The 11,644-nt window shown below is 69.6% G+C and carries 9 protein-coding genes and 3 pseudogenes; 9 read left to right on the top strand and 3 right to left on the bottom strand.

Features of this window, described 5'->3' with window-relative positions; all coding sequences use genetic code 11:
• Positions 1-67 precede the first annotated feature (67 nt).
• The gene (locus A4R44_RS31130; RefSeq protein WP_067588657.1) at positions 68-1,690 is read left to right on the top strand and encodes an FAD-dependent monooxygenase; all 1,623 of its coding nucleotides are present in this window, start codon (positions 68-70) and stop codon (positions 1,688-1,690) included.
• 60 nt (positions 1,691-1,750) lie between these two features.
• Here the strand turns inward: A4R44_RS31130 and A4R44_RS31125 are convergent, their stop codons facing one another.
• Entirely contained in the window at positions 1,751-3,190 is a 1,440-nt protein-coding gene (locus tag A4R44_RS31125; RefSeq protein WP_095213750.1) for an MDR family MFS transporter, read from the bottom strand.
• Positions 3,191-3,348: 158 nt separating this feature from the next.
• Here A4R44_RS31125 and A4R44_RS31120 point away from each other — a divergent pair, with 158 nt between their 5' ends.
• From A4R44_RS31120 to A4R44_RS52700, 6 genes and pseudogenes are all read left to right on the top strand, one after another.
• Complete coding sequence (locus A4R44_RS31120) at positions 3,349-3,957, top strand: TetR/AcrR family transcriptional regulator (RefSeq protein WP_067588655.1); 609 nt, start codon at positions 3,349-3,351, stop codon at positions 3,955-3,957.
• A 54-nt stretch (positions 3,958-4,011) separates the two neighbouring features.
• Positions 4,012-4,878 carry an LLM class flavin-dependent oxidoreductase gene (locus A4R44_RS31115; protein WP_067588653.1) on the top strand — a complete coding sequence of 289 codons (867 nt, stop codon included), beginning with the start codon at positions 4,012-4,014 and terminating at the stop codon, positions 4,876-4,878.
• Between the two features lie 81 nt (positions 4,879-4,959).
• A complete protein-coding gene (locus A4R44_RS31110; protein ID WP_338080539.1) occupies positions 4,960-5,556 on the top strand; it encodes an SDR family NAD(P)-dependent oxidoreductase in 597 nt (198 codons plus the stop codon).
• Positions 5,557-6,149: 593 nt separating this feature from the next.
• A pseudogene (locus tag A4R44_RS31105) lies at positions 6,150-7,173 on the top strand (tyrosine-type recombinase/integrase).
• A 4-nt stretch (positions 7,174-7,177) separates the two neighbouring features.
• On the top strand, positions 7,178-7,642 hold the full coding sequence (locus A4R44_RS31100) for an SRPBCC family protein (protein ID WP_067588651.1): 465 nt from the start codon (positions 7,178-7,180) through the stop codon (positions 7,640-7,642).
• A gap of 291 nt (positions 7,643-7,933) precedes the next feature.
• Positions 7,934-8,131, top strand: a pseudogene (locus tag A4R44_RS52700) (tetratricopeptide repeat protein); the annotation flags it as partial.
• Between the two features lie 472 nt (positions 8,132-8,603).
• Here A4R44_RS52700 and A4R44_RS31095 read toward each other — a convergent pair.
• A complete protein-coding gene (locus tag A4R44_RS31095) occupies positions 8,604-8,984 on the bottom strand; it encodes a hypothetical protein (RefSeq protein ID WP_067588650.1) in 381 nt (126 codons plus the stop codon).
• A gap of 66 nt (positions 8,985-9,050) precedes the next feature.
• On the opposite strand from A4R44_RS31095, the pseudogene A4R44_RS31090 reads away from it, so the two are divergent.
• Together A4R44_RS31090 and A4R44_RS31085 are read left to right on the top strand one after the other, a co-directional pair.
• Positions 9,051-9,811, top strand: a pseudogene (locus A4R44_RS31090) (glycerophosphodiester phosphodiesterase family protein).
• A gap of 40 nt (positions 9,812-9,851) precedes the next feature.
• Positions 9,852-10,850, top strand: coding sequence for a YafY family protein (locus tag A4R44_RS31085; protein ID WP_067588648.1), 999 nt, complete (start codon positions 9,852-9,854; stop codon positions 10,848-10,850).
• Here the strand turns inward: A4R44_RS31085 and A4R44_RS31080 are convergent.
• Positions 10,783-11,487, bottom strand: coding sequence for a transglycosylase family protein (locus A4R44_RS31080; protein WP_067588646.1), 705 nt, complete (start codon positions 11,485-11,487; stop codon positions 10,783-10,785). The genes A4R44_RS31085 and A4R44_RS31080 overlap by 68 nt on opposite strands.
• Positions 11,488-11,644 lie beyond the last annotated feature (157 nt).

The following is an 11,644-nucleotide window of genomic DNA, read 5'->3' as shown; positions in this document are numbered from 1 at the left end:
GAGCGGCCAGCACCAGGATCCGGGCGTCCAGAACCGGGACGAACCGATCGTGCGGAGGTCGAGGTCCATGGCGCGGGAAGACGCGGATGTCCTGATCGTCGGAGGCGGCTCGGTAGGCCTCGCCGCCGCGGCTTTTCTCGGCTACCAGGGGATCGAATCGGTGATCGTGGAGGCTCGCGGCGCCTTGACCCACCATCCCCGGGCGACGTCGGTCGGGCCGCGAGCATGGGAAGCGCTGTTCGGCATCGGATTGCGGGACCGGGTCCTCGCCATCGCCGAGCGGCGCAGCCGCAGCCGCGGCCGCATCGAGACCCGGACACTGGCGGAGGCCGACCCCCGCGACCTCGACGCGAAACCCGACCCGTTCAAGTCGTTCGTCGATCCGATCGCCGGTTTCAGCCCGGCGTCCGACGTCGGCGGGCTGGGCCAGAACCAGCTCGACCCGTTGCTGCTGGACACCGCCAGCGCGTTCGGGGCCACCATGCGCTGGCGCACGAAAGCGGTCGGCTTCGCCCAGGACGAGAAAGCCGTCAAAATCGCCCTGTCGGGAGAAGACACCGGCGAGACGGTGTTCGAGGCGCGGTACGTCATCGCCGCGGACGGGGACGCCAGCCCCACACGCGACCTGCTGAACATCCCAGTCAGCGGCCCCGCCTCGCTCGGTGGCGGCCGCATCAACATCGTGTTCCGGGCCGACCTGAGCCGTCTGCTCCCCGGATCGGGGTTCGTGCTCGCCACGATCACCCATCCCGAAGCGAGCGGGATGCTGCATTCGATGGACGGCAACGAGAATCTCTGGTCCTACCACCTCGACGCCGACGGCGAGAACCTCCGCGAAGCCTACCCGCCCGAGCGCTGCGCCGAGCTGGTCCGCGTCGGCCTCGGCTGCCCGGACCAGGAACTGGACATCCTCAGCGCACTGCCGTGGCGGCCGACCGGGAGGCTGGCCGAACGCTACGTCGAAGGCCGGGTCGTGCTGATGGGCGACGCGGCGCACACGATGCCGCCCACCGGCGGATTCGGCCTCACCACCGGGATCGGAGACGCACAGAATCTCGCGTGGAAGCTGGCGATGGTGCTGCGCGGCGAAGCCGGCCCCGGCCTGCTCGACACCTACGACGCCGAGCGGCGGCCGCGCGCGAGATTCGCCCGCGATCAGGCAGTTCTCCGGCTTCGCAACCCCGAACTGCACTGGAACCCCGGCGCGACCGCCGAACGTGCCGCGACCGGCATCGTGGAACACGCGGTGGCCCACCTGTGCGAGCGATACGAATCCACCGCGGTCGTCGATCCGTCGACGCGTCCGCTCTCGTACGACGACGCGGCAGCGAACCTCGACGGCTCGCCGGGAACCCGGGTACCGCACGTCCGGGTACGCGCCGGCGGAAACGTGATCTCGACCCTCGACCTGGTCGAGCGGGGGTTCACCCTGGTCACCGGCAGCGCGGGGGAGGGCTGGGAGAGCGCGGCCCGCACGGTCTCCGCACGCATCGGCATTCCGCTGCGCGTCCGCGTCATCGCCGCCGACCGCGTCGTCGATGCCGAAGGCTGGGAAAAGCCCGCCGGGATCGAGCCGGACGGCGCCCTGCTGGTGCGACCAGACCAGGTGGTGGGCTGGCGGGCCGCTCGCCGGACCGCGCGATCGGCCGACGACCTCGAACAGGCGCTGCGGCTGATCCTGGCCCGCTGACCCCGACCAGGAGGGAGGTCTGGTCGACGCCGGCGAGCCAGGATCAGCCCGGATTCCCGGTTACCGCGAAACCGCCGCGCGGTTCCACTCGCGACGCCCGGGAAGGAACAGGGGAGGGACCAGCGCCAGCAACGCCAGTGCCAGCGCCCACCAGAACGCCGTGCGGAACGCCTGGTCGACCGCTCCGTGCAAGGTCACCTGCGTCTGCAGGACAATGGCGAGCACCGCGGTGCCCAGCGAACCGCCCACCTGCTGCAGGATGCGGCTGGCACTCGTCGCCGCGGCCATGTCGTCCTTCTCCACGTCCCGGTAGGTCGCGGTGATCGCCGCCAGCGGCACCGCGCCCAGGCCGACTCCGCCGACGAACTGGGCCGCGATCAGCAGCGATTCGTTGGTGTGCGGACCGGCGAGGGCGTACGGGACGGTCCCGATCGCGGCCAGGAGCATGCCGCCGAGGACCACCGCGCGGACCGCGCCGGTGCGGTCGATCAGCCGTCCGACACAGAACGACGAAACGCCGATTCCCAGCCCCTGCGGAGCCACCAGCAGCCCCGCTTCGACAGCGCTCGCTCCGTGCACCTGCTGGTAGTACAGCGGCAGCAGCAGCATCGACCCGAACAGCGACATCCCGAGGAAGAACAGCAGCGTCGACGACGACGCGAACGACCGCAGCCGGAACAGCCGCACGTCGATGATCGGCGGACGCCGGGTTTTCAGCGCATGCACCGCGTACGCCACGAGCAGCAACGCGCCCGCGACCACCGGGAAAAGCGCCTGCGGCGAGGCGAAGTCACCGTCGTTGCTGGCGACCGACAGCCCGTACACGACGGCCGCGAGGCCGACCGACAGCAGGAAGAGGCCGAGAAGATCCAGCGGGACGCGCGGGGGACGGTCGCTGTCGGACAGCATCCGCCACGCCAGGGTCAGTCCGACCACGCAAATCGGCACGTTGACGAAAAAGGCCCAGCGCCACGACAGCGCGCTGACCGCCAGCCCGCCGACCGCGGGCCCGAGCACCGGGGCGAAGCTGCCCGGCACCGCGACGAACACCATGACCCGGCCCATCCGCGACTGCCCGGCCATCGGGGCCAGGATCGTCCGGACGAGCGGCAGCAGCATCCCGCCGCCGGCGCCCTGAAGGACCCGGAACACGATCAGGCTTTCGATCGACCACGCCGCGCCGCACAGCACCGAGCCCAGCAGGAACAGGCCCAGCGCGGTCAGCCACATCCGCTTGGCTCCGAACCGGCCGACCGCCCAGCCGGTCAGCGGGATGACCATCGACAGCGACAGCAGGTAGCCGGTGCTGACCCACTGCATCGTGGCCACCGAACTGCCGAAATGCCGCTCCAGCGTATCGAGCGCCACGGTGACCACTGTCGTGTCGAGCATCGCCGCGAATGCCCCGAGCATGAGCACCAACGCGGTCCGGATCAGCTTCGGATCCAGCGGATCCAGCCGTTGTGCCGGGTCTGGCTTCGCCCGAAGGAGAGAACGCACCCCAGGACCTCCACTCTGTAATTATCATACTGGACGTTCTAGTATGATAATGAGGCTAGCCCATGCCGCCGCGCCCGCGCAATCACCCCACGGCGAGCGGGAGAGCCCGGAACTCCCGTGCGTTTGCCGACCGCCCGGCTCCGGATAGATTGGGGGACATGACCAGCAGCCTCACCCGCGGCAGGCCTCGCTCGTCCGCCAAGCGCACCGCGATCATCGACGCGGCGACCGACGTGTTCCTGCGCGAGGGATACGCCCGGGCCAGCGTCGACGCGATCGCCGCCGCGGCCGGGGTCAGCAAGCAGACCGTCTACACCAACTTCGGCAACAAAGAAGGCCTGTTCCTGGCCGTCGCCGAAAACGCGCGCACCGCCGCGGACGGCTCGCACCCGGTCACCGTCCAGGACACCGGAAACCTGCGCACGGACCTGATCGACTTCGGCGTCCGGCTGCTGCAAACCGTTCTCGCGCCGCAGGTGTCCGCCCTGCACCGGATGACGATCGCCGAACTCGTCCACCACCCCGAACTCCTGGAACTGTGGCGCGACAACGAAGGCTCCGCCGCCACCCAGCAAGCACTAGCCGACTACCTCGCCGAAAACGAACTGCCCAGTGCCGCCCTCCGCGCCCGCCAGTTCGTCATGCTGCTCGGCGTCGAAGGCCGGGTGCAGTCCGCGTACGGCTCGCAACCGCTCGAACGAAAGCAACTCCGCCAGATCGCCGCCGACACCACCGACCTGATCCTCGGAGCACCCCGCCCCTCCTGACCGCCGCGCTTATTCGCTTGCCGCGCCAGCGCTTCCGCCGGGACCATGCCCGGTATGCGCTTCTCGATCAACATCCCGAACTTCGGCGACTTCGCCGACGCCCGGACCGTAGCGAGCGTGGCGGCAGCGGCCGAACAAGAAGGCTGGGACGCGCTGTTCCTCTGGGACCACGTCGTCCACGACAAGGAAACCCGCCGCGGCCAGCCGTTCGGCGATCCCTGGATGCTGCTGACCGCGGCCGCGCTCGCGACCTCCACGCTCAAGCTCGGCACGCTGGTCACCGCGGTGCCCCGCCGCCGTCCCGAGCACCTCGCCCGCCAGGTCGCCACCCTCGACGCCCTCAGCGGCGGACGCGTCATCTTCGGCGCCGGCCTCGGCGGACCGATCCAGGACGAATTCGGCAGCTTCGGCGAACCCACCGACCCGGTCGTCCTCGCCGAACGTCTTGACGAAAGCCTCGGCCTACTCGACCGATACTGGTCCGGAAACCCCGTCGACCACAACGGCAAGCACTACCAAGCCCGCGACGTCACCCTCCTGCCCGCCACCGTCCAGCAGCCGCGCCCACCCGTCTGGCTGGCCGCCGTGTGGCCCAACCGCAGACCAGTACGCCGCGCCGCGCGCTGGGACGGCATCGCGCCGCTGTTCAAAAACGCCACCCACGGCGTCGTCCCGGCCGCCGAAGACGTCCGCGACGTCGTGTCCTACACTCGAAAGAGCGGCGCGGGGGAGAAGTTCGACTTCGTCGTCGGCGGCCGCACCCCAGGCGATCCCGCCCGAGCCCGCGACCTGATCGCCCCGCTCGCCGAAGCCGGCGCGACCTGGTGGGACGAACGGCAGCTGAGCACTACCAGCGATATCGACCGCCTCGAACCCACCCTGCGCCGCATCAGCCAAGGCCCGCCGAGGGGAGTGGACTAGACCTCGACTATCGGAAGTCTTTCGTCGCCATCACCGGCTACCGGTGCCACAAAAGGACTCGGCTACGAAACCGCCCGCCGCTTGGTTGCTGCCGGACACACCGTCTACGCCGCCCGAGGCCGACAGACCGCGAAGGAACTCGGCGCGCGGACCGTCCAGCTCGACGTTACCGGCGACGCGTCGGTGCTCGCCGCAGCGAAAACCGTTGAGGCTGACGGGGGACTGGACGTCCTTGTCAACAACGCAGGTATCGCCGTCGAACTGAAGAGCGACGGGGAACCGGTCGGAGCATCGGAGGTGACTGCCGACTTGATGCGGGAAACGTTCGAGACCAACGTCTTCGGCGTCGTGCGAGTGCTTCGTGCGTTTCTGCCGCTCCTGCAACGTTCATCCGCCCACGGCGTGGCGTACCCGGCGTCTAAGGCCGCGGTGAACATGGTGACTGTGCAGTACGCGAAGGCGTTCCCGGGGATTCGGATCAACGCCGTCGAACCTGGCTACACGCGAACAGACATCAACGGACGCCGAGGCGAACAGTCGGTCGAGCAAGGCGCGGAGATCATCGTCCGGATGGCCCAGCTGAAGACGGACCGACTGGCACCTACGCGGACATCAACGGTCCGTTGGTGTGGTGAGGGGTTTCGGCAGCCGGGGCAGCACGCTAAGCCGCTTACTTGACATAATGTACATTATCGGCGTTTGGCCGACCTGCTGATCAGCGGGTTGAGGAGAGGCTTCCTGAGCGCTCCGATGCGGTCTTGCGACTTGCCTCTGCACGTGTTCGGCAAGCCTTGGGCAGTCGGCTGGCGTCTCCTCAGAGCACGTCGTTGGCCGACCTGTCCGGCCAGGCCTTGAGGCGATTCCTTCGGAGCGCAACCCGAGATCCCCGACGGGAGCCGTCCCAGTCGTGCTTAATTCGTCACCGTGACGAATTAAGCACGACTGGCAGGACATTGAGGCTGGAGCGCAACAACTTTTCCGAACGCGCCGACACTGACTCAGGCAGCCTGAAGATCCACTCGACCAGATGAACGCGTCGCTGATCCAGCCCGGAGCCAGAGTTCAAGCTGCCGAAGCCGGTTCGAACACTGACTTTCCGGGCTGCGCAGGACGATTCAGGACTCGAACCGGCCAATCGGAAAGCGCTGTCCCCCAAGGGGATTCAGCCCCTTCTCGAACTCGGCAGAACCCCTCCCGCAGCCATGTTTCATGCATAATCGCTATTATGCATCATATATCAGACAACCGGTAGCGTCGAAATTGTCGGTGCTGTGCGGTACAAGATCAGTATGCTCGTTTCCGAGGCACAGCAAGCGTTCTTCGCGGCACGGCGGCCGCGCAAGGACTCGCCGCACACCACTGCCGCCTATCGGCGCGATCTCGCCGGGATCACCGCTCTCCTNGGCGGAGCTGGGTCGCGACGAGGTGGGCGTCGAAGAGCTGACAGCGCCGGTGCTGCGGGCTGCCTTCGGCGCGTTTGCCGACAACCACGCGAAAAGCTCGGTGTTGCGTGCGTGGTCGACGTGGAACCAGTTCCTCACCTTCTGCGTGTCGGACGGACTGCTCCCGGGCAATCCGATGGGAGCCGTCGCACGACCCAAGACTCCCCCGCTCACGCCGAAACCGTTGCGAGGCGAGGAAACTCCCGAGCAACTGCTCACTGCGGCGGCCGATGGCACCCGGCGCGCACGGGATCCCTGGCCGGAGCGGGACGTGCTGGTCCTGGCGCTGGGACTGGTAGCAGGCCTGCGGGCAGCGGAAATGCGCGCGCTCACCCCGCGATCGGTCGTCGGACGAGACGGCGAGCTGCGGCTGCACGTCCACGGCAAGGGCAGCCGGGACAGGTCGATCCCGGTGCAACCGGCGATGGCGAAACTGATCGAGGACTACCAGGCTTCGTGCCGCCGGCGGTTCCCCCGGCAACGGTTCCCGGCGAGCGACCCGCTGCTGCGGGACCGGGCGGGCGATCCGATCGGCCGCGGTGCGCTGGAGTACCTGGTGAAATCGTGCTACCGATGGGCGGGCCTGCACGACCGGGTGCCGACGGGCGCGAATCTGCACGCTTTGCGGCACACCTTCGCCACGCGGCTGGCCGAAGACGGCGCCACCGCGTCGGAGATCATGTCCTTGTTGGGGCACGCGAGCCTGGCGACGAGCCAGAACTACATCGAAGCGACCGGACGGGAACAGCGAGCGGCCGCCGCGAGCAACCGGACCTACCGGGCGCTCAACGGATTGGCTCGGGACGATGCTTCGCGAGAGGGCACTGCACGGGAGGCCGATGTGATTGCATGAGCGCGTGACTGACGAACCCTCGCGCGTCGTGCGCGCCAGCCGTGAGATCGCGGCCCCCGCCGAGCGGATTTTCGAGCTGATCGCCGACCCGTCGCAGCAGCCCAGCTGGGAAGGCAACGACAACCTGGCCGAGTCGGAGCCGGGCCAGCGCGTCCACGCGGTCGGCGACGTGTTCGCCACGACGCTGACGAACGGCTGGGTCCGGGAGAACCACATCGTGGAGTTCGAGGAGGCGCGCCGGGTGGCGTGGCGTCCGGCGGAACCGGGGCAGAAGCCTCCGGGGCATTTGTGGCGCTGGGAGCTGAACCCGCTGGGCGCGACGCGTACGGAGGTGACGCACACCTACGACTGGTCGAACCTCGATCCCGAAGACACGATGCGGAACGCCCGCGCTCGATCCATGACGGCGGAGAAGCTTGCGGCGTCGCTGGGGAACCTGGCGAAAGCGGCGGAACTTCCGCAGTCGTAGGCGGGGTTTCCGGCAGCCGCGGGGCTGCCTCGGAGCCGGTTGTGCTCCGGATGCGGTGGCCCGGTGAGAACGAGTCGCGCGGACGCTGTCCCGATTCTTTCTCGCTCGCTGGATGTGTCCGGGGCTGCGGGGTGTGTAGGGATCAGCTGCCAATCCCCTGCATCCGGCGCGCCTGAATCACCCCGCTCACGTGGCGGGACTGTCCTGCGTCCGGCCGCGTGCAGGTCGGTCCGGTGCGCGGGAAACCAACGCCGGACCGAGCGGAGCACCGCACGGTGATCGGGCACGCAGGGTGAGCGGGTGCCGCTGCCGGATGCTGGCGAGGTTGTCGCCGGGCTGCCGATTCCGCACGTCGACACGGATGACCCGGCTGCGGGTGTGCTCGCTACGACGACTGCGCTTGATCCGCATGAGGCGCGTTCGGAGTTGCGTCCGGCAGATGGCGCTCCGCCCACGTCGGCGATGCCTTGGCTCCGGGCCGACCGAGCATGTCCAGTTGCGCGCAGACCTCTCTCCCGGGCGGAGGTCCTCGACGGCAACCGCCTGCCGGAGTTGCTCAGGCCGCGCTCTGAGGGAAGTCCTTGCGTTTGGTCTTCGCCCGCCGCCCGTCCGGGTGGTGGAACGCGATACCCTCCGCTCGCGCAGTCCCTGGTAGCTGCGCGGGGCGTCCAGCGCCGCGGGCGCTTGGAAGTCGAACGCGAACGGCACGCACAAGCGATCCGGCAGCGCCAGCGGATTCCCTTGGATCCGCGGCCCTAGCGCCTCGCAGGGGTGCTCGCCGTCCGGTCATTCCGCGACATCGGTGTTTCCCGCGGCGAGGACCGGCACCGTGTTTCAGCGCCTTCTTCTCCTCCGGGGAGATCCAGGCGACGAGCCGGGGCCGCGGGGTCGGTCCATGGCGGGAACGCCGGGGTGCCAGCGGCGCTTGTGTCAATGGGCATAAACAGGCGCAAGGAAAACCTCAGCGAAGCTGTTCGAGATCCTTCGCCGCCGTGGCGATCTCCTCCGCGAGCTGCCGGAGTTCGCCCGCCGACGCGCCGTCCTGAGCAGCGGTCACGATGTCTTCCGCGGCGCACCGCAGCTGGAAGAGCCGGTCCTGCAAGGCGGCGATCTCGGTGTCCGACAGCACGACCGCGTCCTCGGGCAGGCCGCTGCGCTGCAGGGCGGTCCGGCGTTCGTAGGCGCGCTGGCGGCAGGACTGCCCGCAGTAGCGCCTGCGGCGTCCGACGTTGCCAGCTTCAGGCAGGCGGCGTCCGCACCAGCCGCAGTGTTTCGGGGCGTTCGTGCGGCGCGGCACGACGCGTTCGTCGCCGGTCAGGGCGTGTTCGGCCAGTTCCCTCACCCGGCGGACTCTAGCTGTCCATCACGTTCTCGCGACGGGGCCACACCGATGGCGCAGACTGGAAGCATGCGTCCACCGTTTCCGTACCTCGCCGACTCGCTTCCCCGCGCCTTCGCCCACCGCGGCTGGCACATCGGCGACCTGGAGGGGCTGGAGAATTCGCTGCCGGCCTTCCAGCGCGCGGCCGCCGAGGGGTACCGCTACCTCGAAACCGACGTGCACGCCACTTCCGACGGGGTGGTGGTGGTCCATCACGACGCGACGCTCGATCGCACGACCGACGGGCGCGGAGCGATCGCGACCCAGACCTGGGCGCAGCTCAAGGACGTCAAGATCGACGGCCGGGCGCCGTTGTCGCGGCTGGAGGATCTGCTTGAGGAGCTGCCGGACGCGTTTCTCAACATCGACGTGAAGGCCGACAGCGCGGTGGTCCCGTTCGTGCGGACGCTGCAGCGGACCGGCGCGGTGGAGCGGGTCGCCGCGGCGTCCTTTTCGGACTCGCGGCTGGCTCGGCTGCGGCGGNGCTGACCGCGATGGGGCCGCGGTCGGCGTTCCTGTTGTGGGCGAACGGCTGGGCTCCGCTGCTGCAGATCAGCCGGTTCTCGGCGGGCTGGCTCGCGCAGGTCCCGGTGCGGCAGGGGCCGTTGAAGGTGGTCGACCAGGCCTTCGTGAAGTCGGCGGTGCGGCGCGGGTTCGAGGTGCACACGTGGACGATCGACGACGCGGACGAGATGCGGATGCTGCTCGATCTCGGCGTGCACGGCATCGTCACCGACCGGCCCGACCTGCTGCGCGAGGTGTTGCGGGAGCGGGGTGCGTGGAAGTAGCGGACAGGATCTGACCGCTACCGCAGGCAGGATCGACGACGTGCCGAAGACCTCCGCGCGGCTGTTGTCGCTGCTTTCGTTGCTTCAGGCCCGGCGGGACTGGCCGGGTGCGCTGCTGGCCGAGCGGCTGGAGGTCAGTCCGCGCACGGTGCGCCGGGACGTTGATCGGTTGCGCGAGCTCGGCTATCCGATCGTCACGACGAAGGGACCGGACGGCGGTTACCGGCTGGACGCCGGTGCGCAGCTTCCGCCGTTGCTGTTCGACGACGACCAGGCTGTCGCGCTGGCGATCGCGTTGCAGGCGGCGACCGGGGCTGGGATCGAGGAGGCGGCCAAGCGGGCGTTGCAGACCGTGCGGCAGGTGATGCCCGCGCGGCTGCGGCATCGGGTGGACGCCTTGAGCTTCACCGCTGTCGAACGTCCGGCTCCCAGGGCGGATCCGCACACTCTCGTCGCGCTCAGCGCTGCCGTGCGTGCGCGGGAGGTGCTGCGGTTCGACTACGCCCCGGCGGATACCCCGCCCCGGCGCGTCGAGCCGCATCATCTCGTCACCTGGGGCCAGCGCTGGTACCTCGTCGCGTGGGATCTCGATCGCGAGGACTGGCGCATCTTCCGCGCGGACCGGATCACGCCGCGTACGCCCACCGGGCCAAGGTTCGCCGAGCGCGGGCTGTCCGACGTCGCCGCGTTCGTGGCCGCGCGGTTCCGCGGGACGGATCTGTCCGGCGAATGGCCGTGCCGCGGCGAGGTGATCCTGCGTCTCCCGGCGACGGAAGCGGCGAGCTACCTGGCCGACGGCGTCGTCGAGGCGCTCGGGCCGGACCGGTGCCGGGTGAGCCTCGGTGCTTGGTCGTGGCGGGGGCTGGCCGCCTCGTTCGGCCGGGTCGACGCCGACGTCGAAGTCGTCGGCCCGGCCGAACTGAAGGAAGCGTTCGGGCAGCTCGCCGCGCGCTACGCCGAGGCGGGGCGGGTCAGCGCGGAGCCTTCCCTTCCCACGCGGCCTTCCACGTCTTCGGACCGAGCCGGCCCGAATCGTTGATGCCGTTGGCGCGCTGCAGGTCGAGGACCGCGGTGCGGGTCTTGTCGTAGTAGCAGCCGGTGCCGCTGAAGCCGTAGCCGAAGGCGTTCATCCGCAGCTGGAACGTGCGCAGCGCGGGCGCGCAGTCGCCGTAGGCGTAGACGAGGCCGGGCCACGCGGGGGTCGCGCCGGGCGGTCCCGGCGGCGGGGCGGGCTGCGGCTTGGGTGCGGGCGGGGTCGGCTGTCCCCCGCCGCCGATGTAGGCGGCCTCTTCCCAGGAGGGGACGCGCTTGCTGCGGGCGTCGCCGTCGTTGGCGAGGCCGAGCATGCCGCCGCATTCCCAGGGCTGCCAGCCGCGCATCCGGTACAGGTAGAGCGCGCGGTAGTCCTGCTCGCGGGGGCTGGCCTGGTCGGGGCGGCCCTGGCCGCCGACGCTGCGCCAGGTGGGGAGATCGAACTGGTAGGCGCCGTAGTAGCCGTTGCCGGTGTTGATCGAGTAGCGGCCGCTCGACTCGCACATGCGGAGCTTGGCCCAGGTGCTCGAGGCGGGGTCCGCGGAGGCGGCGCCGGTGACGACGAGTTCCATGCCGAGGACGGCGACCACGAGCAGCAAGGCTCTTGCGGCGGCCCGTCTGGCAGTGCGAACGCGGTTGGTCATGTCACGCACACTAAGCACGCGACTCATGGACCACAAGAGTCACACCACGCCCAGCAGTCTCACATGACACGCCCGGATATCCCGGTAGCGACACGCGCGGCCCGGCGTGTCGCGTGTTCCGCCGCCCGGCGTGGCGGAACACGGAGGCGACGAACCG

The sequence above is a fragment of the Amycolatopsis sp. M39 genome (assembly GCF_001651785.1).
Classification (GTDB): domain Bacteria; phylum Actinomycetota; class Actinomycetes; order Mycobacteriales; family Pseudonocardiaceae; genus Amycolatopsis; species Amycolatopsis rubida.
Note: the sequence above shows the minus strand (reverse complement) of the source record. Positions and strands in the feature narration are given on the sequence as shown.

What these genes read in the sequence shown, in the direction of transcription:
- A4R44_RS31130 (WP_067588657.1), top strand. Translation starts at nt 68, where the DNA reads ATGGCGCGGGAAGACGCGGATGTCCTGATCGTCGGAGGCGGCTCGGTA.
- A4R44_RS31115 (WP_067588653.1), top strand. Translation starts at nt 4,012, where the DNA reads ATGCGCTTCTCGATCAACATCCCGAACTTCGGCGACTTCGCCGACGCC.
- A4R44_RS31120 (WP_067588655.1), top strand. Translation starts at nt 3,349, where the DNA reads ATGACCAGCAGCCTCACCCGCGGCAGGCCTCGCTCGTCCGCCAAGCGC.
- A4R44_RS31080 (WP_067588646.1), bottom strand. Translation starts at nt 11,487, where the DNA reads ATGACCAACCGCGTTCGCACTGCCAGACGGGCCGCCGCAAGAGCCTTG.